The following is a 25,890-nucleotide window of genomic DNA, read 5'->3' as shown; positions in this document are numbered from 1 at the left end:
TGCGGGAACGTCCCGCCCACCGTCCCTGACCTGTGACAATTCCACGGTTGAACCACACCAGGACCGCAACTACCGTCGGTGGCGACGTACCGGACGACAACCAGACATGGGGGGCGCATGCCCGGCCTGGCCGCGGAGCACCTGGGTCAGCTTCCGCCTCCGCCACCCGCCCCCGGCGCCGCGGCCAGGCGGCGCGGGCTCGATCCGGCCACGGGAGGCGTGGCGCTGGCCGCCACCGACGTGTACATACCCGGCGCGCTGCCGCTGCTGCTCGTCCGGCACTACCGCGCCGGGACGAAGGCGGGTAGGCGGTTCGGCAAGGGCTGGGGCTCCACCCTCGACCAGTGCCTGGTCCTGCGTCCCGACGGCGTCCGGCTGATCGCCGAGGACGGCCGGGTCCTCGACTACCCGGTCCCCGGGCCGGCCGCGGCCGTGCTGCCGACGGCCGGGCCGCGCTGGCCGCTGACCTGGGACGGGCGGCCCGGCGGGACGATGACGGTGCGGCGGCCCGAGACCGGGCACTCGCTGCACTACCGGCCCGTGCCGGGCGCGGCCGGCGCGGAACTGCCGCTGGTGGAGGTGACGGACGGCCGGGGTAACGCCGTGCGCCTGGCCTACGACGGCGGCGCACCAGCCGAGGTGGCGCACAGCGACGGGCACCGCGTCGGCGTCACCTCGCGGGACGGGCGCGTCGCCGAACTGCGGCTGCTGAGCGACCCCGCGGGGCCGCTGCTGCGCCGCTTCGGCTATGACGCGGCGGGGAACCTTCTCGCCGCGGAGAGCGCCGAGGGCCCGGTGGAGCGGCTGGAATACGACGCGCGGCGGCGCCTCACCGGCCGGGCGCGCGGCACGGAGGGCTGGTACCGGTACGCGTACGACGCGTCCGGCCGCGTCGTCCGGGCGGGCGCGGAGGACGGCCGGGCGGCCGCCGTGCTGGCCTACGACGACGCGGAGCGCACGACCCGCCTGACGGACTCGCTCGGGCATACGACGGTCTACACGTTCGACGAGGCGGGGCGGCCGGTCGCCGAGACCGACCCGCTCGGCCACACCACCCGCAGGGAGTGGGGGCCGCACGGCGGTCTGGTGGCGCTGACCGACCCGCTGGGGCGGGTCACGCGCTGGGAGCGCGACGCGCACGGCGCCGTCACCGCCGTCACACTGCCCGACGGCACGGTGGCCGCCCGCCCGGAGGAGCCGGCCGAGCCACCGCTGGAGCCGCCGGTGGAGGTACCGGGCGGGAAGCCGGGCGAGGACGGGCTGCGGCGCGAGCACGATGCGGAAGGCCGCCTGACGGGCCTCGCCGATGCCGAGGGGAACAGCTGGACCTACACGTACGACGCCGCGGGCCGGCTGATCGGCGAGGCGGACACCGCCGGCCGCGCCCTGCGCCACCGCTACGACGCAGCCGGGCAGCACGTCGGCTGGACGAACGGCGCCGGTCAGCGCGTCTCCCACACCCTCGACGGGTGCGGCCGGCTGATCGAACAGCGCACCGACAGCGGCATCGCGCGCTTCCGCTACGACGCGGCCGGCCGGCTGATCGCGGCGGCCAACGAGGAGACGGAGCTGACCTGGGAACGCGACGCCTCCTCGGGCGCGGTGATTGCCGAGACGTGCAACGGCCGCACCATGCGGTATGCCCACGATGCGCAGGGCCGGCGGACCGAACGGCACACGCCGTCGGGCGCCGTGACCCGCTGGGAGTACGACGCGGCGGGCCGCCCGGCTGCCCTGCACGCCGGGCCGGGCAGCCTGGCGTTCGCATACGACGCGGCCGGGCGCGAGATCGCGCGGCGCCTCGGCGACGCCGGCCCCGTCCTGCGGCAGGAGTGGGACGCGGCGGGCCGCCCGGCCGCGCTGGTCCTGCCGGCCGGGCTGCGCCGCACGTTCCACTACCGGGAGGACGGCGCGCCGGTGCGCGTCGCGGACCCGGCGGTCGGCGTGCTCGACATCACGCTGGACACAGCCGGGCGGGTGCTCGCCGTCCACGGCCCCGGCGGCACCCAGAAGTTTGGCCAGGACGCGGAGGGCGGACTGGCCGGCGCGACCGGCAACCACCGCTACGACGGCCAGGGGCGCGTCGTGAAGGCGGGGCGGCTCGGCCTCAGCTGGGACGCCCTGGACCGGCTGACGGATGTGGTCACCGCGGAGGGCCGGCACTGGCACTACGTGTACGACCCTCTCGGGCGCCGGGTCGCCAAGCAACTGCTCGACGACTACGGCGCGGTGGTGACCGAGACGACGTACGCCTGGGAGGGCACGAAACCGGCCGAGGAGCGCCGCCCGGACGGCACGGCCACCGTCTGGCACTGGGCCCCGGCGGGCCACCGGCCGCTGGCACAGACCACCCACGCGCCGGAGGGCGCGGCGGTCTGGCACGCCGCCGTCACGGACCCGCTCGGGACACCGACCGAACTCCTGGGCGCGGACGGCACGGTCGTCTGGCGGCGGCGCGCCTCTTTCTGGGGAGCGCCGGACCCGGCGGGCGCTGCGGGCACGGAGGACACGGCGGAGTGCCGGCTCGGCTTCCCCGGGCAGCTCCTCGACCCGGAGACCGGCCTGTACTACCACCTGCGCCGCTACTACGACCCGGCCGCCGCGTGCTACCTCTCCCCCGATCCGCGCCGCGTGGGCCCGGCGCCCTACGCCTATGTCGCGCACCCGCTGCGCGACAGCGCCCCGGAGGGGCTGCCCGGCGGCGGCCCGTGGCCGGGGCCGCGGGGCTGGCTCGACCTGCTGCACGCCGTGGCGGGGACCGGCGCGGGCGCGGCGGACCCGCACGCCGGGCGGCGGGGCTGAGGCGGGGATCAGACGCCGGTGACGGTGACGCGGAACACCGGGTGGTCGGGGGCTATTCGCCGCAGGTCCTCCTCGGAGGAGTCGGGCCCCACCCCGTTGAAGAAGGCACCGACCTCCGCCTTCCACCGCTTGAGGTAGGCGCGCAGCAGCTCCGGCTTCTGCTCGTCCGGCACCTCCTCGGCGGTGAAGTCCTGCGCGCTCTTTCCCAGCAGGAGACGGCCGCCGCCGGCCGCCCGCATGTTGTGCGTCCACTGGACGTGGCCGCGGGGGGCGACGAGGTACTGACGGCCGTCCACCGTCAGCAGATTGACCGGGGTGGTGCGCCACTCGCCGCTCTTGCGCCCGCGGACCGCGAGGACCCGGGAGCCCCAGATGCTGAGCCCGCGGCGGGTGAGGAAGGCGATGGCGGGGTTGAACAGGCGGCGGGTGATCCAGCCGGGCTTCTTGACGTGGAGAGTGGCACTCATCGGGACTCCTCGGGGGTGCGGCGCGGCGCGCCGGAATGAGTGAGCAGCGCTCTCCTTTGTGAGCACCAGCTCCGTGACGTGCTCCAGCATGCCCCACCCGCCGCTCAAAAACAAGAGCAGTGCTCTCTTCGTTGAACGGCGCTCCCGCCGGTGGCACACTGACGGCATGACTGCGATCCAAGGAGCCAGGGAGCGGGCCAGGCGCGAGGTGACCGCGGCGATCAAGTCGGAGGCCCGCGACAGAATCGCGGCGGAGGGCGCGGCCCAGCTGTCGCTCCGCGCCGTCTCGCGCAATCTCGGCATGGCCTCCTCGGCCCTCTACCGCTACTTCCCCAGCCGCGACGACCTGCTGACCGCACTCATCATCGACGCGTACAACGCGCTGGGCGAGGCGGCCGAGGGCCCGCTGGTCTCCGGTGACCCGCCGGAGTCGCCCGCGGAGCGGTGGCTGGCCGTGTGCCTGTCCGTGCGGGAGTGGGCGCTGGACCATCCGCACGAGTTCGCGCTGATCCACGGGACGCCGGTGCCCGGCTACGCGGCGCCCCAGGAGACGGGCGGCCCCGGGACACGGGTGCCGTTCGCCCTCATCGCGGTGACGCTCGACGCGCACCGCTCGGGCGCCCTCGGGCCCGTTCCCGGCGGCCCGCCGCCGCCCGCGGTGCTCGCCGAGGCGGCGGCACTGGCCGCCGAGCACGCGCCGGGCCTGCCGGCCCCGTCGATGGCGGCCGTCACCGCGGCCTGGGCGCAGCTGACGGGCCTGGTCGCGTTCGAGGTGTTCGGCCAGTACACGCACGTGATCGAGGAGTCGCGCGCGGAGTTCTTCGCGTACACCGTGCGCCGGATGGCCGCAGGGATAGGGCTGCCCTGAGCATGCCGCCGTCCGGCGGCGGCGCGGGGGCCGCCGCCGGACGGGCGGGTTGTACGGGGAGGCGGGAGCCGGGCGGTCAGGCCGCGTCGCAGACGGCCCCGTTGAGGCTGACCACGGGGGCGCTGTAGACGGCGCCGCTGTTGGTCTGGAAGCCGAAGCTCAGCGTGCCGCCCGCCGGGATGCTGCCGTTGTACGGCGCGTTGCGTGCCGTCACGGTGGTTCCGGCCTGCGTGAGCTGGGTGTTCCAGTGGCTGGTGACGGATTCGCCGGCCGGCAGGCTGAAGGAGACCGACCAGCCGCTGACCGCCTCCTCCACGGTGACGCCGACCTGGACCACGGAGCCGGCGTTCCACCGGCTGGTGACCTGGTAGGTGGCCAGGCAGCCCTCGACCGGGTCGGGGCCGGGGCCCGGGCCGCCGCCCGGCGTGCCGCCGAGGCCGGCGAGCACCCCGTCGTAGGCCGGTTTCGGCTGGTAGCTCTCGTCGTAGAGGCACGCCGCGCCCTGGCCCTCGAAGACGTCGGGTACCCAGGAGTCGGCGTCGCCGAAGCCCCACACGGTCACGCCCGCGCAGCCGTCCACGGCGAGGCAGGCGCTGACCACGCCTTCGAACTGGTCGGCCTGGCGGTCCAGTTCGGCGCTGTCGGCGGGCATGGTGATCCGGATGTCGAGTTCGGTGACGATCACCTCAAGGCCGAGGTCGGCGAAGCGCTGGAGGTTGGACTGGATGTCGCCGGGGATCGAGTCGAGGATCAGGTGGGACTGGAAGCCCACGCAGTCGATCGGCACGCCGTCGGCGAGCAGGCCCTGCACGAGGTCGTACATGCCGTTGCTCTTGGCGTTGGCACCCTCGATGTTGTAGTCGTTGATGCAGAGCTTGGCGTTCGGGTCGGCGGCGTCCGCCGTGCGGAACGCGTTGGCGATGTACTCCTCGCCGATGGTCTGCTGGAAGACCGACTGGCGGAAGGTCCCGTCCTCGTTGAATGCCTCGTTGACCACGTCCCAGTAGGCGATGTCGCCCTCGTAGTGGTCCATCACGGTGGTGATGTGCTCGTCCGTGATCTCGGTCAGCTCGGCCGCGTCGAAGCCGCCGTTTTCCACCCAGTCCGGGAGCTGGCTGTGCCAGACGAGGGTGTGGCCCCAGACCTGCTGGTCGTTCGCCTGTGCGAAGTCCACCAGCCGGTCGCCCGCGGCGAAGTTGAACGAGCCGCGGGAGGGCTGGATCGACTCCCACTTCATGACGTTCTCTGCCGTGACGCTGTTGAACTCGGTGCTGGCGATGCCGTTGTACGTGGCGTCGCTCAGCCGGTGGTCGGCGATGGCCGATCCGATGAACTTCCCCTGGGCTTCAGCCGCTTCACGCAGCGTTTCGGCTTGGATGGATGGGTCCTGGGCTTGTGCGCTGCCGTGCATCGCGGCACCGGAGAGCAAAGCACCGGCAGCGAAGACGACCGCGGCTCTGCGCACCAGGGATAGCATGGAGTACCCCTCTCGTTGTCACGCCCCCGCAGGCTGACGGGTCCGTTTCTAAGGGGCACCCTGGGACGCGTCAAGAGTTCCGGAATAATGTCGAAAAACTTCCGGCATCCGGAACACGACAGAAGAGGTGCCCATGACTGGGGAACGTAAAGTCACGATCACGGCCATCGCCAGGGAGGCCGGCGTCTCCGTGCCCACCGTCTCCCGGGTGGTCAACGGGCGCTCCGACGTGGCTCCCGAGACCCGCGCGAAGGTCGAGGAGCTGCTGCGGCAGTACGGCTACCGGCGCCGGACCCACGCGCCCGGCGACCGGGCGGCGCTGCTGGACCTCGTCTTCAACGATCTGGACAGCCCGTGGGCCGTGGAGATCATCCGCGGCGTGGAGGAGGTCGCGCACGCCTCCGGCATCGGCACCGTGGTTTCGGCCATTCACGACCGCGCCGGCGCCGCCCGGCAGTGGATGACCAATCTGCGGGCACGCGCCTCGGACGGGGTGATCCTGGTGACCTCGGCGCTCGAACCGGTCCTGCACAAGGAGTTGCACCGGCTCGGCGTGCCGATCGTCGTGGTCGACCCGGCCGGCGCGCCGGCGCTCGCCGCGCCGACGGTGGGCGCGACCAACTGGGCGGGCGGCCTGGCCGCCACCGAGCACCTGCTCCAGCTCGGCCACCGCCGCATCGGTTTCATCGCCGGCCCGCCGCGGCTGCTGTGCAGCCGGGCGCGGCTCGACGGCTACCGGGCGGCGCTGGAGTCGGCGGGGGTGGCGCCGGACGAGGAGCTGACCGTGCCGGGCGACTTCTACCACGAGGCCGGGTTCACCGGCTGCCGGCGGCTGATGGATCTGGCCGAGCCGCCGACGGCGGTCTTCGCCGCCAGCGACCAGATGGCGATGGGCGCGGTCGAGGCGCTGCGGCAGCGCGGACTGCGGGTCCCGCAGGACGTGAGCATCGTCGGCTTCGACGATCTTCCGGAAATGCGGTGGTCGGCTCCGCCGCTCACCACGGTGCGCCAGCCGCTCGCGGAGATGGGCAAGGTGGCCGCGCGCACCGTGCTCCGCCAGGCGCGCGGGGAGGAAATCGACTCGCCCCGCGTGGAGTTGGCCACCGAGTTGGTGGTCCGCGCGTCGACGGCGCCGCCGCCGGCCGCGGCTTGATCGGGCTCCTTAACCGACTTGTTGCCGTCCGCCCCGTTGACGCGGCCCCCACGGGGCCGTAACTTCCTTCGGCACCTGCCCGATAATTTTCGGCGAGTTTCCGGAAGGTGAGCGATGCGAAGCCCCAACCCGTGGCGACCCCGGCGGACCAGAACCCTCGCGGTGGCGGCAGCCTTCGCGCTGACCGCGCCCATCCTCGCGGCCTGCGGCAGCGAAGGCCCCGGGGGCGGCGGCGGCGACACCCTCGAGGTCTGGACCTACCAGGACGGATCGTCCACGATTCAGGAGGAGTTCATCGAGCAGTTCAACGAGACCTCCGACATCGACATCAACCTCACCCAGGTCCCCGGCGAGAATTACCAGGACCGCATGCGAACGGCCATGGGCAGCTCCAACGCCCCGGACATCTTCTTCAACTGGGGCGGCGGCAGCATCAGCGACTTCGTCGCCGAGGACATGCTCGTCGACCTCACCGACACCCTCGCCGAGGACGAGGAGTTCCAGGGCGCCTTCCTGCCCACCATCCTCGACGCCGGAACGGTGGACGGCCGCTACTACGGCATACCCATGCGCGGCGTGCAGACCGTTACCCTTTTCTACAACCAGCGGATCTTCGACGAGGCGGGCGTCCAGCCCCCGGAAACCCTCGACGACCTCTTCTCGCTCGTCGAGACCTTCCGGGATCAGGACATCACGCCCGCCGCGCTGGCCGGGGCCGACGCCTGGACCGAGCTGATGTGGATCGAGTACCTGCTCGACCGCCAGGGCGGGCACGAGATCTTCGAACGCATCCGCAACGGCGACTCCGCCGCCTGGGGCGAGCCGGCCGCCCTCGAAGCGATCGAGACCGCCGTCGAGCTGGTCGACGCCGGGGCCTTCGGCAACGACTTCCGCTCCGTCAGCTACACCACCGACGGCGCCTCCACCTTCTTCGCCCAGGGCGAGGCCGCCATGCACCTGATGGGCAACTGGGAGTTCTCCAACCAGCTGACCAACCAGCCGGAGTTCGCCGAGAACGAGCTGGCCTGGGCCACGTTCCCCGTCATCGAGGGCGGCGCCGGCGACCCCTCCGCCGTCGTGGGCAACCCGACCAACTACTGGTCCGTCAACTCGCAGGTCGAGGGTGAACGCCTCGACGCCGCCATCGAGTTCCTCAAGGTGCACGCCACCGAGGAGTACGCGCAGGCGCTGATCGACAACGGCGACATCCCGGCCACCACCAACGCCGAGAGCCTGATCGCCTCCAGCCCCGTTCCCGAATACGCGCAGTTCCAGTGGGACATGATCTCCGAGGCCTCCTCCTTCACCCTGTCCTGGGACCAGGCGCTGCCCGCCACGCAGGCCGCGCCGCTCATCGACAACATCGAGCAGCTGTTCAGCGGTCAGCTCAGCCCGCAGGACTTCATCGAAGCCGCACAGGCCCTGTAGGGACCCCGTGAAGCTCGAAAAGAACCCCAGCGCACCGCGCACCGGTCGCCCAGGCATCGCCTGGGCGATTCCGGGCGCCCTCTTCTTCCTGTTCTTCGCCGGTGCCCCCATGGCGATCGTCGGCTACCTGTCGTTCACCGACTGGAACGGCCTGAGCGACCCCGTCTGGTCCGGCATGGACAACTGGTCGCGGCTCTGGAACGACGACGGCATGCGCAACGCCGTCTGGCTGAGCCTGCTCCTGACCGCCCTGACCTGGCTGACGCAGACGCCCATCGTCCTGCTCCTCGGCGTCTGGGCGGCCGGCCGCCAGCGCAACCGCGCCGTGCTGTCCGCGATCTTCTTCGTGCCGCTGCTCGCGTCCTCCGTCGCGCTCGCCCTGCTGTGGCGCACGATCTTCGACCCGAACTTCGGACTCGCCCCGGACATCGCGAACTTCCTCAACCTGGAGAGCGCCGACCTGCTCGGCTCGGAACGCGGCGCCTTCGCGGCCGTGCTGTTCGTCACCGGCTGGCAGTTCGTCCCGTTCCACATGCTGATCTACCAGGGCGGCGCCCGGCAGATCCCGCGCTCGTTCTACGACGCCGCCGCCATCGACGGCGCCGGCACCGTGCGGCAGTTCTTCCACATCACGCTGCCGCAGCTGCGCAACACCATCGTCACCTCCACCGTGCTGATGGTGGTCGGAGCGCTCACCTACTTCGACACCGTGCTCATCCTCACCCGCGGCGGCCCTGGCGACGCCACCGCGATCGTTCCGTATCTCATGTACGACACCGGGTTCAAGGCGTTCGACCTCGGGTACGCCAGCGCGGTCGCGACCGCCCTCGTCGTCGTCGCCACCGCGGCCTCCCTGCTGCTGGTGCGGCTGACCGGGTTCACGAAGATGCGCAGCACCCGGGAGGGACTGTGACCCAGACCATCGACAAGCGCCCGGCCGGCGTCCGGGAGCGGCCCCCCGGTGAACGGCCCCGGGCCGCCCGCGCGCTCCGCCTGCGCCGCGCCAACTACCCGGCAGGCGTCGGCGTCCTGGTGTGGCTGGTCATCGTCATGGTGCCGCTGTACATCCTGGTCGCCTCGACCCTCCAGACACGGCAGTCGTACCTGGACAACGGCCCCCTGTCGATCCCGACGGAACCCACGCTGGACGCCTACCGGACGGTCCTCGAAGGCGACTTCCCGCGCTACCTGCTCAACACGGCGATCGTGACCGCCGCCTGCGCGGCCATCGCCATCGTGCTCGCGGTGACCGTCAGCTACAGCATCGTGCGCACCCGGTCGCGCGCCTCCCGGCGGATCTTCCAGATCTTCCTGCTGGGTCTCGCGATCCCCTCCCAGGCGGTGATCATCCCCGTCTACCTGATCATCACCGAACTCCAGCTCTACGACACGCTGCTGGCGATCATCCTGCCGACCGCGGCATTCGCCCTCCCGGTGAGCGTGCTGATCCTCGTCGGCACCATGCGCGACATCGAGGAGGAGTTGTACGAGTCGATGGCTCTCGACGGCGCGAGCCAGACCCGCATCCTGCTCCAGCTCGTGGTGCCCATCTCCCGGGCCGGCATCTCCACCGTCGGCGTCTTCTCCGCCCTCGGCGCGTGGAACGGCTTCCTCTTCCCCTTGATCCTCACCCAGTCACCGGAGACGCGGGTGCTCACCCTCGGCCTGTACGACTACGTCGGCGAGTTCCGCGTCGACATCCCGGCGCTGCTCGCCGCCGTGGTGCTGTCCATCGTGCCGATCTTCACCGCCTACCTCTTCGCCCGCCGTCAGCTGATCAACGGTCTGATGGGTGTCGGCGGCCGCTAGGGCCCGTCCCTGGAACCACGGCCGCCCAGACAAGGAGCCTTATGCACAGCCCCTGGCAGGACACGACACTTCCGGCCGAGACCCGTGCCGCGGAACTGCTGTCCCGGATGACCCTTGAGGAAAAGCTCGCCCAGCTGGTCGGGATCTGGCCCGGCTCGGACGCGGGCGAGGGCGACGACGCCGACGTCGCCCCCATGCAGTCCGAGATCAACGCGACCACGCCCGACCTCCAGTCGCTCCTCGCCGACGGACTCGGCCAGCTGACCCGGCCCTTCGGCACCGCCCCGGTGGACCCCACCGAGAAGACCAGGGCCCTGGCGGAGGACCAGCGCAGGATCGCGGACGCGAACCGGTTCTCGGTGCCCGCGCTGGTCCACGAGGAATGCCTCACCGGCTTCGCCGCCTGGCAGGCCGCCATCTTCCCCTCCCCCCTCGCCTGGGGCGCCAGCTTCGACCCCGACCTGGTCGAGCACGCCGCCCGGCTCATCGGCGAGTCGATGCGCTCCGTCGGCATCCACCAGGGCCTCGCGCCCGTCCTCGACGTGCTGCGCGACCCTCGCTGGGGGCGCACCGAGGAGACCATCGGCGAGGACCCCTACCTCGTGGCGACCATCGGCACCGGCTACGTGCGCGGCCTCGAAACCGCGGGCGTCGTCGCCACCCTCAAGCACTTCGCCGGCCACGCCGCCTCCCGCGGCGCCCGCAACCACGCGCCGGTCTCCATCGGCCCGCGCGAACTCGCCGACGTCGTCCTCTTCCCGTTCGAGATGGCGCTGCGCGAGGGCGGCGCCCGTTCCGTCATGAGCGCCTACCACGACCTCGACGGCGTGCCCGCGAGCGGCGACGCCTGGCTGCTGACCGAGCTGCTGCGCGAGGAGTGGGGCTTCACCGGCACCGTCGTCTCCGACTACTTCGCCGTCTCCTTCCTCGAACTCACCCACCGCGTCGCCGGCTCCCCCGCCGAAGCCGCTGCTCTCGCGCTCGCCGCCGGTATCGATGTCGAGCTGCCCGCACAGCGCGCGTACGGAACGCCGCTGCTCAAGGCCGTGCAGTCCGGCGAGGTCGCCGAGGAGCTGGTCGACCGCTCCGTGCTGCGCGTGCTCACCCAGAAGGCGGAACTCGGTCTCCTCGACGCCGACTGGTCCCCCGAGCCGCCCGCCCTCGCCGCGGACGCGCCCGTCGACCTCGACCCGCCCGCCCTGCGGGACGCCGCCCGGCGCATCGCCGAGGAATCCGTGGTCCTGCTCGCCAACCGCGACGACGCCCTGCCGCTCGCGCCGGGCGCCCGCATCGCCGTCGCCGGGCCGCTCGCCGACGACGTCGCGCCGCTGCTCGGCTGCTACACGTTCCCCCGGCACGTGGGCGTGCGGCATCCGGAGCTGCCGGTCGGCGTCGACCTGGCCAGCCCGTTCGCCGCGCTGCGCGCCGAGTTCCCCGGCGCGGACGTCACGCTCGCGAAGACCCCGCGGGACGCGGCCGGGGCCGACGTCGTCGTCATGGTGGCGGGCGACCGCTCCGGCCTGTTCGGCCGCGGCACCTCGGGCGAGGGCTGCGACGCCGCCGACCTCGAACTCCCCGACGGCCAGGGCGAGCTGCTCGACCAGCTGCTGGACATCGGCGTTCCCGTGGTGCTGGTGCTGCTGACCGGTCGGCCCTACGCGCTCGGCCGCTTCGCGGACCGTCTTGCCGCCTGCGTCCAGACGTTCTTCCCCGGCGAGGAGGGCAGCGGCGCTCTCGCGGGTGTGCTCTCCGGCCGCATCAATCCCTCCGGCCGGCTGCCCGTCGGGGTGCCCGGCGGCCCCGGCGCGCAGCCCGCCCCCTACCTGGCGCCGCCGCTCGGCCGACGGGGCGACGCCAGCAACATCGACCCCACCCCGCTGTACCCGTTCGGGCACGGCCTCTCCTACACGTCCTTCGCCTGGGAGGACGCCTCGGCCGACGCCACCGAGCTGGGCACCGACGGCGGGACCACCGTGCGGCTGACCGTGACCAACACCGGCGCCCTGGCCGGAACGGAGGTGGTGCAGCTCTACCTGCACGACCCGGTCGCCCGCGTCGCCCGCCCGGTGAACCGGCTCATCGGCTACGCGCGCGTCACGCTGGAGCCCGGCCGTTCCGCCGAGGTCCGCCTCGGCTTCCACGCCGACCTGACCGCCTACACGCTCGCCCCCGGAGAACGGATCGTCGAGCCGGGCGCGCTCGAACTGCGGCTCGCCGCGTCCAGCGACGACGTCCGGCACACGGTGCCGGTGACCCTCACCGGACCCGAACGCCGCGTCGGCCTCGACCGGCGCCTGCGCTGCCCCGTCACGGTGCATCCGGCGCATCCGGTGCATCCGGCGTGAGGTAACGTTACGTATTCGTCTCACCACCCGCCGCGGTGCGGGCCTACCCTGGGGGCATGGGCTGGACCGTACGCGATATCCCCGACCTCAAGGGCCGCACCGCGGTGGTGACGGGCGCCAACAGCGGTCTCGGCTACGTGACCGCCCGTGAGCTGGCCCGCCGCGGCGCCCGCGTGGTCCTGGCCTGCCGCAGCCAGGACCGGGGGCAGACGGCGCTGGAGCGGCTGTTCGACGAGGTGCCCGAGGCCCGCGCCGAGCTACGGCTGCTCGACCTCGCCGACCTGGCGTCGGTGCGGGCGTTCGCCGTCGAGTGGGGCGCGCGGCGGCTCGACCTGCTCATCAACAACGCCGGTCTGATGGCCGTCCCCTACGCCAGGACCGCCGACGGCTTCGAGATGCAGTTCGGCGTCAACCACCTGGGCCACTTCGCGCTCACCGGGCTGCTGCTCGACCGCCTGCTCGCCAGCCCCGACGCCCGCGTGGTCACCGTCTCCAGCCTGCTGCACCTGCTGGCCAACCTCGACATGCACGACCTCAACTCCCAGCGCAAATACGGCCGCTGGGTGGCGTACGGCCGATCCAAAACGGCAAACCTGCTGTTCACCCACGAGCTGGCCAGGCGGCTGCGCGGGCGGCACGTCGTCGCCGCCGCCGTCCACCCCGGCTACGCCGAGTCCGGGCTGCACACCCGCGGCGCGCGACTGGCCGGCAGCCGCTTCCAGGAGCGGGTCGCGCGCGTCGGCACCCGGCTGTTCGCCGCGCCGCCCGAGGCCGGCGCGACGCCCTCGCTGTACGCGGCGACCGCGCCCGGCGTGGCCCCCGATTCGTTCACAGGACCCAGCGTGCTCGGCGCCCGCACCCCGCGCGGCGGCCCCGGCGGATCGTGGCGCGCGCCCTGGACGCGGAACGACGCAGCCGCCGCCCGCCTGTGGCACGCCTCCGAGGAGCTGACCGGGGTCCGCTGGCAGGCGTGACCCCGCCCGCGCCCCGTTCCCGTTTCCGTTTCCGTTCCGGCATCAGGTCAGCAGGTCGGCGCCCAGCGGCGTGAGCGTGTGCAGCACCTCGCTGCCGCGCCGCACCGACCGCACGAGACCCGCGTCCCGCAGCACGCGCGCGTGCTGACTGGCCGAGGCGGGCGACACCCCGGCGCGGCGGGCGAGTTCACCCGTGGTCGTGCCGTACTCGATGCAGCCGAGCACCCGCGCCCTCGTGCCGCCGAGCAGCCGCCCCAGCGCGGAGGGGCTCGGCCGCGGCGGCGCGGCGTGCTCCACCGGGTAGACCACGACGGGCGTCAGTTCCTTGTCGGCATAGGTGACCGGTTGCCGCCCGCAGAAGTACGACGGCACCAGCAGCAGCCCTCTGCCGCCGGGGCGCAGCTCGCGCCGCACCGGGTAGTCCGACTCCAGCACCGGCGGGTTCCACCGCAGGACCGGGCGCAGCCCCGCCAGCAGGCCGTGCGCCCCGCCGGCCAGCAGATGCCGCACCCGCACCGCCCGGTCGGCGTCCACGTCGGCCCGCACCCGCTGCCACACGGCCGCGTCGAGGGCCGCGCGCCGGTAGCGTTCCAGGTCGGCGACGAGCTGCTCGACCGCCTCCCGTTCGCCGTCGGCGAGCAGCCGCACCCAGCGCGGCAGCGACGGCTGCCCCGCCGCGAGCAGCGCGATGTCGGCGGCGAGGCGGCGGCGCGGCGTGGCGCGCAGCGCCTCGACGGCGCTGCCCCATCCCTCCTGCGCCGCAAGCGGGTTGAGGAAGTCGGGAAAGTAGCCCGTGGGCGGGACCAGGGTCCGCAGGGTGCCGGGCAGCGCGTGGATGCGGCGGCGCGCCGTCAGCCGCCAGGGTCCGTAGACGTGTTGGGCGCGCCGGTCCCGGAAACGGTGGGAGCTGAGCATCGTCTCCCACATCGGATCGGGCCCCTCGGCGATGCGGATGCGCGCCAGGTCCTCGCCGGTCAGATGAATCCGCAGCACCGTGCAACCTCCCTTGCAGCGCCCCGTTCCGCTGACCACGGAGTTTCAGCCTACGTCGAAATCGTTGGCCGGACCCGGCTGTTGTCATGGAGGGTGGGGCGCATTCCGGCACCGCTCGGGAACGGGGGGATCAGTGGTTCTCCGGGGGGAGCGACCACTGGTTACCAAGCCGTCCGCGTGGCGCAACGTTTCCTCGTCCGCACGCGGTCGGCCCCCCGAGCGGATGCCGGACCGTACCCGTGTCATACTCTGCCGACTCAAGGCGAGGCATGAGCAACGGGGGTGGGCCGATGGGCCTCATATTGGCCTTGGCCGGAGTGGTGGCGCTGGCGGCCGCGGTCGCCGTGCTGCTGCGCGTCAGACGCGCGCGGGAAGCGGCGCGGAAGGCGGCGGCACGCCGCGCGCCGCGCGATCCGTTCGACCCCGGTCAGGACACCGCGGGCGACCCGCGGCGGCTGAAGGCCGGCGACATGGTCGAGTACCTGGGCGAACGGCTCTTCGTCCGCGGCTCGTTGAGGCTGCGGCAGGGCGGCTTCACCTGGTCGGAACACTACCTCGACGCCATGGACGGCACCGAGGAGGGGCGCCGCTGGCTCTCCGTCGAGGAGGACCCCGACCTCGAAGTCGTGCTGTGGACCGAGTACCGCGGCGACGAACTCCTGCCCAGCAAGAAGACATTGACGGTCGAGGGCGTCACCTACCACCGCAGTGAGCACGGCACCGCCGACTACCGGTCGGAGGGCACCACCGGGCTCGGGGCGACCGGCCGCATGGAGTACGCCGACTTCGACGCGCCCGGCGGACGCGGCCTGGCCTTCGAACGGTTCCTCGGCGACGGTGGGCGCGGCACCTGGGAAGTGTCCCTCGGCGAACGCGTGCCGGGCGGCACGCTGGTCATCTACCCGGGCGGCGACGCGTGAGCCCCGGCATCGAGCTGGCCGCCCCCTACCTGGACACGCGCGCCGACCAACTCCGGTTCGCGCTCGGGCTGCCCGCGCGCGACGCGCTGGCCGTCACCCGGGTCGACCTCGGCGGCGTCGGCGTGGAGCTGCGGCTGCTCGGCGCCTCGCACCAGGTGCACGCCGGGCCGGTCACGGAAACCCTGGCCTGCCTGCCCGGGCGGCCGGGCGACGGGCCACCGAGCGAGGTGGCGGAGACCGTCGACGGCTGGCGCTACCGCTTCGTCTCGCGCGTACGGCACTGCGCCCCCGGCGAGTTCGCCGCACGCGCGCGGGCGCTGCGCGAGCGGACGGCGGGGCGGGACGGCGCGCTGTGCGGCGTGTTCCCCGGCTCGCCCGACGCCGTGACCGCACTCGCCGCGGAACGCGCGGCGGACGTCATCACCTGGCGGACCTGGCACGCGTACCCGCAGGCCGGCCAGATCGTGGAAACCCGCACCCGGCTGGAGGCGCCGTGAACCGCACCAGGACCCTTTCCGCGACCGCGGCCGCCGGCGCGCTGATGCTGCTGGCCGCTGGCTGCGGCGGCGGCAGCGGTGAGGACGACGACGCGCCGCGCGCGTGGATCGCCGACACCTACGAGCGGGCCGGCGCCGACGACCGTTACCGCGACGCGGCCGACCGGCCGACCGCGGTCGCCTCGGAAATCGAGGGGGAACGCCGCCCCGAGGACCGCATCGACAGCGAGGGCATGGTCTTCCTCCGCTACGACGACGACATCGTGGCGGTGCTGCCGCATACGTCGGGCGGCAGCGAAATAGACATCGACGACTACGACTCCGGCCGTTCGCGCTACAGCAGCCACGTCGGCCACCGGTGGCCCGCGTCGCAGGGCAGGAGCGGCGGCGACTTCAGGGGCGGCGGCCCCGGCTCGGGCAAGTAGCGCGGAGCAAGTAGCGCGCGGAAACCGAAGGAATCGGAACCGGAAGGCGAAGAAGGACATGGTGGGAGACATACTCGAATCCGCCGGGGAGGCCGTGCTCTACGGCGTCGTCGGATTCGCGGTGATGGCGGTGGCGTTCTACGCCCTCGACCTGGTGACGCCGGGGCACCTCGCGAAGGTCGTGTGGCAGGAACGCAACAAGGGTGCGGCCGTCGTCCTCGGTGGTGAAATGCTCGGCGTCGGCCTCGTGATCGCCGAGGCGATCCGCGCCAGCGAGTCCGAGGAGGGCCTCGGCTACGGGCTGCTCAGCACCGGTCTTTACGGGCTGGCCGGGGTCGTGGTGATGACGCTGGTCTTCGCGGTGGTCGGCGCCATCACGCCCGGCCCGATGGGGGCCATGGTGCTGGAGGACCAGGACGGCCGCGCACACCCGGCCGCCTGGGTGCAGGGCGCGGTCTACGTCGGCACGGCCCTGATGGTCGGCGCGGCACTCTCGTGACGGCGCGGCCCCGGCTGGCGCGGTTCTTCCTGCTGCTGACCGTGTTCCTGTGCGCCGCGTGCGGTCTGGTGTACGAGCTGGCGCTCGTCGCGCTCGGCGGCTACCTCATCGGGAACACGGTCTTCCAGACCTCGCTCGTCCTGTCGATCATGGTCTTCGCCATGGGCGTCGGCTCGCTGGCCGCCAAGCCGCTCCAGCGGCGCGCGGTGGGCGCGTTCGCCGTCGTGGAGGGGATGCTGGCCCTGATCGGCGGCCTGTCCGTGCTGCTGCTGTACGTGATGTTCGCCTGGGTGGGGATCTACACCCCGGCGATGATGGTGGTCGCGTTCGTCGTGGGCCTGCTGATCGGCGCGGAGATCCCGCTGCTGATGACGCTGCTCCAGCGCATCCGGCGGCAGGAGCCGGGCGGCGCCGTCGCCGACATGTTCGCGGTGGACTACCTGGGGGCGCTGGTCGGCGGTCTTTGCTTCCCGCTGCTCCTGCTGCCGACCTTCGGGCAGCTGAAGGGCGTGCTGGTGGTGGGCGCGGTCAACGCGGTCGCCGGCGTCGCCGCCGTGCTGTGGATCTTCCGGCGGCAGACCCGCAGGTTCGTGCAGGGCGCGCTGCTGGCCGGGATGGCGGTGGTGCTGACCGTGCTGACCGGCGCGTACGTGTACGCGGGCGATATCGAGATGACGGCCAGGCAGCGCCTGTACCGCGACCCGATCGTGCACGCGGAGCGCACCCCGTACCAGGAAATCGTCATCACCGAGTCGATCGGCTTCATGGAGACCGCCGACATGCGGCTGTTCCTGAACGGCGATCTCCAGTTCTCCTCGCTCGACGAGTACCGCTACCACGAGGCCCTGGTGCACCCGGCGTTCGCCGCCGCCCCGGCGCGTTCCTCGGTGCTGATCCTCGGCGGCGGCGACGGCCTGGCGCTGCGCGAGGTGCTGCGGTACGAGGACGTCGCCGAGGTGACGCTCGTCGAGCTGGACGAGGCGATGACCGACCTCGGCGCCGGGTACGGCCCGCTTCGCGACCTCAACCGGGACGCGCTGGCCGACCCGCGGGTCGAGGTGGTCAACGCGGACGCGTTCAGCTGGCTGCGGAACGCGCCCGGGCCGTACGACACGGTGCTGGTCGACTTCCCCGACCCCGAGGACATCGCGACCGCGAAGCTGTACTCGGTCGAGTTCTACACGATGCTCTCGCGCGTGCTCGCCCCCGAGGGCCGACTGGTCGTGCAGGCCGGCTCGCCGTTCTTCGCCCCGCGCACGTACTGGTCGGTCGACGCGACGCTGCGCGCGGCGGGCTTCGCGACCACCCCCTACCAGGTGGACGTGCCCAGCTTCGGCAACTGGGGCTTCGTGCTGGCCGACCGCGGCCGGACGCCGCCGCCCCTGCGGCTGGCGCCCGACGCTCCCCGGCTGCGTTTCCTGGACGACGCGGTACTGCGGGCCGCCACCGTCTTCCCCGTCGACCGCAGGGAGCGGGACGTACGGGCGAGCACGCTGATGGACCCGGTCGTGCTCGAATACGCCCAACGCGAGTGGCAGTTCGACTGAAATCCGACTGAACGCGACCGGTCGTCAGTTCCGCTGCTGCTCCGCCGGCAGGTCCGGCTCGGCCAGCGGCACGAAGCGCGCGTTCTCCTCCGCATTCCGCTCCGCATTCGGCTCCGCATTCCGCTCGGCGACCTCGGGCGCCGCCGGGGCCTCGGCGCCGCAGAACGCGGCCTCCAGGGTCTCGCCCAGCGCGGTGTTCACGACCCCGTTGTTCGAGGTGTTCGCCGTGGCCGCCAGGCTCTCCTCGCCGTCCTCGGTCGTGAACGCGTAGGTGTAGTAGCCCTGCACCGTGCCGGTGTGCCCGAAGACCGAGACCTCGCAGGACAGGTCGTAGCGCCGCAGGCCCAACCCGTAGTGCCGGGTGCCGGTGTCGTCGGTCGGCGTCACCTCGAGCATCACGTCCAGCTGCTCGGGAGCCAGCAGCTCCCCGCCGAGCAGCCCGCTCGTGAACCGGTTCAGGTCGCCGGGCGTGGAGATCATCGCCCCGGCCGACTGGGCCCACGACGCCGTCTGCTCCGTGGAGTCCACCAGCGGCTGACCGGCCTCGTCCGGAGTGAGGTGCCCGTCGATGTGCTCCCCCGGCATCGCGTTCTCCGGGTGCACGTAGGCGGTGTGCGCCAGGTCCAGCGGGCCGATGATCCGCTCCTGGTACGCCTCGGCGAGCGACTGGCCGGTGAGCTGCTCGACGAGCAGGCCGACGACGACGAAGTTCGCGTTCGAGTAGGCGTAGGCCGAACCGGGCTCGACGGTCAGCGGCTCGGCCGTCGACAGGCCGACCAGGTCCTGAAGCGGGTAGACCTCGTTGCGCACCGCCTCGAAGCCGGGCACCGTCTGCGCGAACATCTCGTTGCTGTAGTCCCACAGCCCGCTGCGGTGGTTCAGCACGTGCCGCAGCGTGATGCGGTCGTCGGGCAGCAGCCCCGGCAGGTGGTCGTTCACCGGGTCGTCGAGCCCGGCCGCGCCCTCCCCGATCAGCTGGAGCAGCACGACGGCGGAGAAGGACTTGGTGACGCTGCCGATGCGGAACTGGGCGTCGGTGTCCATCGGCAGCCCGGAGCCGGCCTCCCGCTCGCCGACGACCTCGGACAGCGCCCCGTCCGGCCCGTCGAAGCGGGCCATCGCCCCGGGGGCGCCCAGCTCGGTCGCCTCGGTCAGCGCCGCCCGCACCCCCGCCATGTCAGGGCCGGGGTCCTGCGGCGCCTCGTCACCGCCGCCGCCCGGTACGCCGACGGCTTGAGCGGCAATGGCGAACGAGGCGAGCAGCGTGCCGGCGACGAGCGCCGCCTGCTTGCGTGTGGGGGAACGCACGACGATCCTCAACTCCCGATGACTTGCAAAATCACTGGATGATTCACTTGCGTTCCTCACCCTAGGGCGCACGTCACGGCGCCCCGCCCCGCACCCGCCCTCTTCACACCACGTCCACCCCGCCCCACCGACGGCGTCACGGCAGGGGGGCTGGCCCCACCATCCGCACGCCGGGCGGCCGGATGGCCACCGCAGGTCCCGCTTCCGTAGCGTCCTCGGCAGGGACAACGGAGCAACGGACACCGGTACAGGGAGTGACGGACGATGAGGTACCGCCGAACGACACTGGTCCGCGCGGCACTCGCGACGGCGGCGCTGGCGCTGACCACCGCCACCGCGATGGCCACCGGGAGCGCCGCGGTCGGCACCCCGCCGGAGCCGGACTCCGGCCTCGACCGGGACGCGGAGGCCGTGCACGCCACCGGGGCCACCGGCGTGCTCGCGGAGTGGGAGAACGCGGCGGGCGACGGCTCGTGGGCACGCGCCGGAGCCGCCGAACTCGACGGCGACCGGCCCGTGCCGCGCGACGCCTACTACCGGATCGGCAGCGACACCAAGACGTTCACCGCGGTCGTCGCCCTCCAGCTCGTCGCCGAGGGCACGCTCGGACTCGACGACACCGTCGAACAGTGGCTGCCCGGCCTGGTCGGCGGCCACGGGAACGACGGCAGCCGCATCACGCTGCACAACCTGCTGCGGCAGACCAGCGGTCTCGCCAACTACACCGACGTCCTCTTCGGCGACCCCGAGGCGCTGACCCCGGAGTCCTACCACGAGTCACGATTCACGACGACGACCGCCGAGCAGGCGGTCGGCCTCGCCACCAGCCGCCCGCCGGCGTGGCTGCCCGACGCGGCGGACCCGGCGAGCGAGACCCGGTGGGGCTACTCCAACACCAACTACGTACTGGCCGGCCTGATCATCGAGGCCGCCACCGGCCACTCCTGGGAACGCGAGGTGCACGAACGGATCATCGAGCCGCTGGGTCTGGCCCACACCCTCACTCCCGGCACCTCGGCATACGTGCCGCAGCCGACGGCCGCCGCCTACCTGCGGTTCCCCGGCGAGAACGAACTGACCGACACCACGCTCTCCGGGGGCGGCGGCGCGGACGGCGCCATCATCAGCACCACCGGCGACATGAACACGTTCCTGCGCGCGCTGATGGACGGCACGCTGCTGCCGCCCGCCCAGCTCGCGGAGATGAAGCGGACCGTGCCCGCCTCGGAGTTCTACGGCCCCGGCACCGGCTACGGCCTGGGCATCGCGTGGGCACCGCGGTGCGGCAACGGCGAGGGCCTGTGGTTCCACGGCGGCACCTCCTTCGGCACCGTCTCGGAAACCGCCGTCACCGAGAACGGCGACGCCGCGGCCTCGGCGGCGGTGTTCACCCTGAGCTTCGACGCCCGCCAGGAGGACCAGGACGAGGCCACCCGCACGATGATCGACCACGCCCTGTGCGAGTAGAACCGCCCGCCGGACCACCGCTCTCTCCCCCCGGGTAACGGCCGACTGCTCGCGATCGGCTGGAAGGACCTCACTGCCGAGCGCCCGCCCGCGCACACCCACCGGTGGGCCGCTATCAGCGACCCGGTCGGCGAACGTCCAAGGCCCTTCGGGTACAACTTTGTTCGCAGAGGAACGCGACGGCGCCACCGGTTCCGTCACGGTGCGCGGCCCGGCTCCGTCCACCGGTAGTTTCCGCTGCGAAACCCGCGGGGGCGGCTGCCGGCCGCGGGGCCGACGAGGGCCGGCGGTGCGTACTCCGGGCGTGGGGCCGGGTGCGGCAGGGAGGGAGGCATCGGTGCGAGTCATCGCGGACAGGTACGAGCTGGTGGCGTTCGTGGGCCGGGGCGGCATGGGGGAGGTCTGGGAGGGCCGGGACCGGGTCATCGGGCGCCGCGTCGCGGTCAAACTGCTGCCGGACCACCAACACGGCCCCGCCGCCGACCTGTTCTTCCGCGAGGCACGCACCGCGGGCGGCCTGAACCACCGCGGCGTCGTCACCGTCCACGACCTGGGCCGCGACCAGCATGACGGCACGCTCTACCTCATCATGGAGTACGTGGCCGGGCGCAACCTCGCCGTCGTGCTGCGCGAGGACGGCCCGCCGTCGCCCGCCATGAGTGTCGAATGGGCCGCCCAGACCGCCGCCGCGCTGGCCGCCGCGCACGACGCGGGCGTGGTGCACCGGGACCTGAAGCCCGCCAACCTCATGCTCACCACCGGCGGCGAGGTGAAGATCCTCGACTTCGGCATCGCCCGCTTCATGGCCGCCACCGACAAGTCCAGCCAGGTCATGGGCACCCTCGCCTACATGGCCCCGGAGCGGTTCGCGGAGCACTCCGGCGATGCCCGCAGTGATCTCTACGCCATCGGCTGCATTCTCCACGAACTGCTCACCGGGGACGTGCCGTTCAACGCGGGCGACCCGGTGTCCTTGATGACCGCCCATCTGAACAAGGTGCCTGAGTCGCCGAGTTCGCTGCGCGCCGGGCTTCCCGCCGCCCTCGACGACCTGGTGCTGCGGCTGCTCGCGAAACAACCGGCCGACCGCCCGCGGTCCGCGGCCTCCGTCCACGACGAACTGCGGGCCCTGGACCTGGCGAAGCCCGCCCCCGCCCGGCCCCCGGCGGCGCCCGCCGCGACTCCTACCGCTCCCGTCACATCGCCGGCCCCGGACGACCCGCCCCCGTACGTGCCGAGCTCTCCGGGACAGCCGCCCGCCATCCACCAGTTGCCGACGCAGGAGGCCACTCCGTTCGTACTCGGGGGCCCTCCCGCGCCCCCGGCACCCAACGGCCCCCCGCCCGCTCCAGGGCGTCGCCGTGCCCTGCTGCTCGGCCTGGGCGGGGTGGCGGTGGCGGCCGGCGGTGGCGGACTCGCGCTCGCCCTGGCCACCGGCGGTGACGAGGAACGCGCCGGTGGCACCGGATCGGGAACGGACGCCCCTCCGCAGCCCAAGGTGCGCCCGTGGCGTCACGAGGTCGCCAACGAGCTGCCGACCGTGTGCACGGTGGCCGACGGTGTCCTGTACGCCGCCGTCGGCTTCACGGTCACCGCCCTGGACGCGCGCACCGGAGAAAAGCGCTGGGACGGGCCCGAGTTCTCCTTCTACCCGGACCAGCCCGTGGTCGCCGACGGGACGGTGTACGTGAGCGGCGGCGACGAGTTGTGGGCGCTGGACGGGGACGGCAAGAAGAAGTGGACGTTCCCCACCGGGGACCGGGTCATCAGCAGGCCGGCCGTGGCCGGCGGAATCGTCTACTTCGCGAGTCCGGACAAGCACGTGTACGCCGTGCACGCGGACGGAGGGCGGGAGGCGTGGAACCATCCGCTCGGGGACGAGATCTACTGCAATCCGACGGTGTCCGACGGCACCGTGTACATCGGCTGCGACGGGAACGACAACACGCTCTACGCGCTGGACGCGGCCAGCGGCGCCAAGAAGTGGGCCTTCGGCGCGGAACAGGGTTTCACCCAGACGCCCGTCGTGTCCGGTGGTCTGGTGTACGCCGCCGGCGTCGACGGGAGCCTTTACGCGCTCCACGCCGACACGGGCGCCAGGAAGTCGCCGTTCCCACTTGAGGAGACCCTGAAGGGGCAGAACCTCTACCTCGCGGGCGACACGCTCTATGTCTGCAGCTTGGGCGGACGCGTCCACGCGTTCGACCCGTCGACGGGTGCCGAGAAGTGGAATCACGGGGGCATTTTGTCGCCCACGCAGTTCACGGTGGCGGGGGACCTGGTCTACGTCGGCGACACCCTGAGCACCGTAGGCACCGTCCACGCCCTCGACGCCGATGATGGCTCCGAGCGCTGGTCCGCCCCGACCCTCGCCAGCCTGAGCAGCGGCAACCGGGACAACGGCCCGGTCACGGCGTACGACTTCGTGTACATCGCAGACGAGAACGGTGTGGTGGCCCTCGACGCGGCCACGGGGGCGGCGCCCGACTGACCGGGGAACGGCCCTGCGGGACGATGCCGGGCGGCAGGCTCCCCCGTCCGAGGGCGGGGAGTGCCGACGGGGCGGCCGGCTACGGGGCGAGGACGAAGATGCCGAAGAGCATGAAGCCGGCCCCGAGGGCCAGGCCGCCGAGCACGATCAGCAGGGAACCGCGGCGGCCGACCGGGTGCTTCTTGAAGTGCTTCAGCGGCTGCATGTCGCTGATGCCGGGCGGGTACATGACGTGCCTCCTCCCCCGTGGCTGTCTCCTGTCTACCCCCGTCGGCCACACCTATCCGGCCCCGCGGAAGTGGATCACCAGGTCCGGGGCGGCAACGCCGATGGGATGCCCGAATGCCTCCGCCGCCGCCCCGGTCGCGGCGGCCGGGTCCGTTCCGGGCCACAGGTGGGTGAGCAAAAGCCGGGCGGCGCCCGCGCGTTCGGCATAGTGGCCCGCCAGCCGTGCGGTCAGCAGGTACGGTGCGTCGGCGGTCGGCACCCGGTGCACGTAGGTGGCCTCCGACAACAGCAGGTCGGCGTCCCGCGCGAGGTGCACGATGTCCGGGCTCGGCCCGGTGTCGCCGGTGTAGGCGAGCACGCCCTCCGGCGTGGTGAGCCGGATGCCCGCATTGGGCACGAAGTGCGGCAGCAGCCACGTGTCGGCCATGAAGGGGCCGAGTGCGAACCGGTCGCCGGGCCGGAACTCGTGGCGGCGGTACGCCCCGGCGAGCATGCCCGGCCGGTCGAGGGCGAGCACGGCGTCGACCGCCCCGTGCGGGGCGTACACCGGCAGGGCCGGGGGCGGGGCGTCGCTCAGCCCGCGGGCGCGCAGCAGCGGGTTGAGGTCGGCGCAGTGGTCGGGGTGCCCGTGGCTGACCAGCACGGCGTCGATCGCGTCAACCGTGGTGTGCCGGAGCAGGCGCGGCAGCGTGGCGTATCCGGGGTCGAGCAGCAGGCGGAAGCCGGCGTGCTCGACGAGGTAGCCGCTGCACGCCTGTTCCGCGGTGGGCCACGCGCCGCAGCCGCCGAGGACCGTCAGGTGCATGGGGCCGGACTCTACGGGAGCACTCCCATGGAACGCCCGCCCCCGTGGTGGGCGTGCCATGGGAGCGGGCTCATCGCCTTGCCCTGCGGCTCCGTGCTACGGACCGATCTTGGCGGGAACGGGCCGCGCGCCGCCAGGGGTTCCGGGTGTTCCGGACAGGCGCAGCCCGCTGGCCTGCGCCGTCCCGGCCGTTCCGGACAGCTGGGCCATCATGAACGGCATGGACGATCTGATCACGTTCGTGCGCGCAAGGATCGAGGAAGACGAGCAGACGGCGCGGGCCGCGTCCGCAGTGTGGGGCAAGGAGGACGAACGGCAGGCGCGGGACGGCCTGTCCCCCGCGTCGCGCGCCCACGCGGGGCGCCAGGACCCGGCACACGTCCTGCGGCAGGCGGAGGCGCTCAGCGCCCTCACCAACGTCATGGCCCCCATCGTGCTCGGGGAACACAACGGCCGGGCCATGCAAGGCGTCGGGATGTATGCGCTGTTCGGCATTGCGGCCATCTGGTCCGACCACCCCGACTTCCGGGAGGAGTGGACGCCGTGAACGCCCACGGCGGAACAGGGGCCGATAGCGGCCGGTGTCGGGGCCCTTGTGGGCGGTGAACGCGTCGATGATGCCGTGCTCGCACGGCTCTGCCCAGCAGGTTCGCCCAGGTTGTCAGGGCTTGAGTGCGAACGGTCCGGTTGTGCCTGCGGGTTCAGTCGCCGGAGCGGTCCGGCAGGAGCTGAGCCGCGAGTGATCGTGCTGTGGCAGTGAGTGCGGCCGCATCCAGCCCGGTCCGGCTCATGAACACGAGCCCTTGTTGTGCGGCCAGGAGGGCCCGCGCCAGTGCGATCGGGTCCGCTCCGGCCGGTAGGTCGCCCTCGCGTTGGGCGCGGACGACGCAGTCACCGATCAGCGCGGTGGACGTCTCGTAGGTGCGGTGGGCGTGGGCGAGGACTTCCGGATCGGCGTTGCCGAGTTCGTAGGCGCTGTTGGCCATCAGGCAGCCACGCCGCGTGACGGCGCCGGTCGGGTCGTCGATCGGCGCCTTGAGGAGCATGCGCAGTGCGTCCAGGGCCCGTGGAGCCTCGGCGAGGACTTGCCGAAGACGGCCATGGCTGTCGTCGGTGTAGCTGTGCAGCGCCCGGAGGAAGAGCTGACGCTTGTCGCCGAACGCCGCATACAGGCTGCCTTTGCCCAGCCCGCTGACCCGCATCAGGTCTTCCAGTGAGGTCGCGGCGTAACCGGCGTCCCAGAACTGATCCCGGACGGCGTTCAGCACCTGCTTCTCGTCGAACGATCGTGGACGTGCCATGCGAACAGGGTACGGATTCTTGACCGCTCGGTCCACCACGCTTATGGTGGACCGCACGGTCAAGAACTCCGTGGCACGTTGCACCC

The 25,890-nt window shown here is 72.6% G+C and carries 23 protein-coding genes; 16 read left to right on the top strand and 7 right to left on the bottom strand.

All coding sequences use genetic code 11. The annotated features are described in order from the left end of the window. Positions 1 to 117: 117 nt before the first annotated feature. Entirely contained in the window at positions 118 to 2,802 is a 2,685-nt protein-coding gene (locus STBA_RS26100) for a DUF6531 domain-containing protein (RefSeq protein ID WP_077061552.1), read from the top strand. Between the two features lie 8 nt (positions 2,803 to 2,810). Here the strand turns inward: STBA_RS26100 and STBA_RS26095 are convergent, their stop codons facing one another. Further along, positions 2,811 to 3,269: a nitroreductase family deazaflavin-dependent oxidoreductase gene (locus STBA_RS26095; protein WP_077061551.1), complete on the bottom strand. Its 459-nt coding sequence runs from the start codon at positions 3,267 to 3,269 to the stop codon at positions 2,811 to 2,813. A gap of 166 nt (positions 3,270 to 3,435) precedes the next feature. Between STBA_RS26095 and STBA_RS26090 the strand changes: the two genes are divergently transcribed. Beyond that, positions 3,436 to 4,137 (top strand): TetR/AcrR family transcriptional regulator, encoded by a 702-nt coding sequence (locus STBA_RS26090; RefSeq protein WP_077061550.1) that lies wholly within the window; start codon positions 3,436 to 3,438, stop codon positions 4,135 to 4,137. A 76-nt stretch (positions 4,138 to 4,213) separates the two neighbouring features. Here the strand turns inward: STBA_RS26090 and STBA_RS26085 are convergent, their stop codons facing one another. Beyond that, positions 4,214 to 5,614 carry an endo-1,4-beta-xylanase gene (locus tag STBA_RS26085; RefSeq protein WP_077061549.1) on the bottom strand — a complete coding sequence of 467 codons (1,401 nt, stop codon included), beginning with the start codon at positions 5,612 to 5,614 and terminating at the stop codon, positions 4,214 to 4,216. 133 nt (positions 5,615 to 5,747) lie between these two features. On the opposite strand from STBA_RS26085, the gene STBA_RS26080 reads away from it, so the two are divergent. The 6 genes from STBA_RS26080 (at position 5,748) to STBA_RS26055 (ending at position 13,323) form a co-directional block, all read left to right on the top strand. After that, positions 5,748 to 6,767: a LacI family DNA-binding transcriptional regulator gene (locus STBA_RS26080; protein ID WP_077061548.1), complete on the top strand. Its 1,020-nt coding sequence runs from the start codon at positions 5,748 to 5,750 to the stop codon at positions 6,765 to 6,767. A 162-nt stretch (positions 6,768 to 6,929) separates the two neighbouring features. After that, complete coding sequence (locus tag STBA_RS26075) at positions 6,930 to 8,195, top strand: extracellular solute-binding protein (RefSeq protein ID WP_253195002.1); 1,266 nt, start codon at positions 6,930 to 6,932, stop codon at positions 8,193 to 8,195. A 7-nt stretch (positions 8,196 to 8,202) separates the two neighbouring features. Then, positions 8,203 to 9,108, top strand: a complete 906-nt coding sequence (locus STBA_RS26070; protein WP_077061546.1) for a sugar ABC transporter permease — start codon at positions 8,203 to 8,205, stop codon at positions 9,106 to 9,108. 80 nt (positions 9,109 to 9,188) lie between these two features. Continuing rightward, positions 9,189 to 10,004, top strand: a complete 816-nt coding sequence (locus tag STBA_RS26065) for a carbohydrate ABC transporter permease (RefSeq protein WP_253195278.1) — start codon at positions 9,189 to 9,191, stop codon at positions 10,002 to 10,004. Between the two features lie 41 nt (positions 10,005 to 10,045). Next, positions 10,046 to 12,349 carry a glycoside hydrolase family 3 N-terminal domain-containing protein gene (locus tag STBA_RS26060; RefSeq protein WP_077061544.1) on the top strand — a complete coding sequence of 768 codons (2,304 nt, stop codon included), beginning with the start codon at positions 10,046 to 10,048 and terminating at the stop codon, positions 12,347 to 12,349. A 56-nt stretch (positions 12,350 to 12,405) separates the two neighbouring features. Then, positions 12,406 to 13,323, top strand: a complete 918-nt coding sequence (locus tag STBA_RS26055; protein WP_077061543.1) for an oxidoreductase — start codon at positions 12,406 to 12,408, stop codon at positions 13,321 to 13,323. A gap of 42 nt (positions 13,324 to 13,365) precedes the next feature. Here the strand turns inward: STBA_RS26055 and STBA_RS26050 are convergent, their stop codons facing one another. Next, entirely contained in the window at positions 13,366 to 14,316 is a 951-nt protein-coding gene (locus tag STBA_RS26050; protein ID WP_077061542.1) for a helix-turn-helix domain-containing protein, read from the bottom strand. Between the two features lie 290 nt (positions 14,317 to 14,606). Here STBA_RS26050 and STBA_RS26045 point away from each other — a divergent pair, with 290 nt between their 5' ends. From STBA_RS26045 to STBA_RS26025, 5 genes are read left to right on the top strand one after another with little or no spacing between them, the layout of a single operon-like run. Beyond that, on the top strand, positions 14,607 to 15,236 hold the full coding sequence (locus STBA_RS26045) for a DUF4178 domain-containing protein (protein WP_077061541.1): 630 nt from the start codon (positions 14,607 to 14,609) through the stop codon (positions 15,234 to 15,236). After that, complete coding sequence (locus STBA_RS26040; RefSeq protein ID WP_079252177.1) at positions 15,233 to 15,733, top strand: DUF2617 family protein; 501 nt, start codon at positions 15,233 to 15,235, stop codon at positions 15,731 to 15,733. Before STBA_RS26045 ends, STBA_RS26040 begins: the two co-directional genes overlap by 4 nt. Continuing rightward, positions 15,730 to 16,158 (top strand): DUF4247 domain-containing protein, encoded by a 429-nt coding sequence (locus STBA_RS26035; RefSeq protein ID WP_107485118.1) that lies wholly within the window; start codon positions 15,730 to 15,732, stop codon positions 16,156 to 16,158. The genes STBA_RS26040 and STBA_RS26035 overlap by 4 nt, the downstream gene beginning before the upstream one ends. A gap of 58 nt (positions 16,159 to 16,216) precedes the next feature. Next, a complete protein-coding gene (locus tag STBA_RS26030) occupies positions 16,217 to 16,657 on the top strand; it encodes a DUF350 domain-containing protein (RefSeq protein ID WP_253195000.1) in 441 nt (146 codons plus the stop codon). Further along, a complete protein-coding gene (locus STBA_RS26025; protein WP_077061540.1) occupies positions 16,654 to 18,204 on the top strand; it encodes a polyamine aminopropyltransferase in 1,551 nt (516 codons plus the stop codon). The genes STBA_RS26030 and STBA_RS26025 overlap by 4 nt, the downstream gene beginning before the upstream one ends. A 24-nt stretch (positions 18,205 to 18,228) precedes the next feature. Here the strand turns inward: STBA_RS26025 and STBA_RS26020 are convergent, their stop codons facing one another. Next, the gene (locus tag STBA_RS26020; protein WP_079252176.1) at positions 18,229 to 19,512 is read right to left on the bottom strand and encodes a serine hydrolase domain-containing protein; all 1,284 of its coding nucleotides are present in this window, start codon (positions 19,510 to 19,512) and stop codon (positions 18,229 to 18,231) included. 339 nt (positions 19,513 to 19,851) lie between these two features. Here STBA_RS26020 and STBA_RS26015 point away from each other — a divergent pair, with 339 nt between their 5' ends. Further along, complete coding sequence (locus tag STBA_RS26015; protein WP_107485269.1) at positions 19,852 to 20,979, top strand: serine hydrolase domain-containing protein; 1,128 nt, start codon at positions 19,852 to 19,854, stop codon at positions 20,977 to 20,979. Between the two features lie 337 nt (positions 20,980 to 21,316). Next, the gene (locus tag STBA_RS26010) at positions 21,317 to 23,470 is read left to right on the top strand and encodes a serine/threonine-protein kinase (protein WP_077061538.1); all 2,154 of its coding nucleotides are present in this window, start codon (positions 21,317 to 21,319) and stop codon (positions 23,468 to 23,470) included. A 79-nt stretch (positions 23,471 to 23,549) separates the two neighbouring features. Here STBA_RS26010 and STBA_RS38020 read toward each other — a convergent pair whose 3' ends face one another. Further along, a complete protein-coding gene (locus STBA_RS38020; RefSeq protein WP_171987792.1) occupies positions 23,550 to 23,699 on the bottom strand; it encodes a hypothetical protein in 150 nt (49 codons plus the stop codon). Between the two features lie 51 nt (positions 23,700 to 23,750). Beyond that, on the bottom strand, positions 23,751 to 24,503 hold the full coding sequence (locus STBA_RS26005; RefSeq protein ID WP_077061537.1) for an MBL fold metallo-hydrolase: 753 nt from the start codon (positions 24,501 to 24,503) through the stop codon (positions 23,751 to 23,753). A 220-nt stretch (positions 24,504 to 24,723) separates the two neighbouring features. Here STBA_RS26005 and STBA_RS26000 point away from each other — a divergent pair, with 220 nt between their 5' ends. Beyond that, positions 24,724 to 25,050, top strand: coding sequence for a DUF6221 family protein (locus STBA_RS26000; RefSeq protein WP_077061536.1), 327 nt, complete (start codon positions 24,724 to 24,726; stop codon positions 25,048 to 25,050). 154 nt (positions 25,051 to 25,204) lie between these two features. Here STBA_RS26000 and STBA_RS25995 read toward each other — a convergent pair whose 3' ends face one another. Beyond that, the gene (locus STBA_RS25995) at positions 25,205 to 25,840 is read right to left on the bottom strand and encodes a TetR/AcrR family transcriptional regulator (protein WP_253194998.1); all 636 of its coding nucleotides are present in this window, start codon (positions 25,838 to 25,840) and stop codon (positions 25,205 to 25,207) included. Positions 25,841 to 25,890: the final 50 nt, after the last annotated feature.

Origin of the sequence: Streptomyces sp. MP131-18, from assembly GCF_001984575.1 — a bacterium.
Classification (GTDB): Bacteria; Actinomycetota; Actinomycetes; order Streptomycetales; family Streptomycetaceae; genus Streptomyces; species Streptomyces johnsoniae.
The sequence above is the reverse complement of the archived record's forward strand: the minus strand, read 5'-3'. Positions and strand labels throughout refer to the sequence as shown.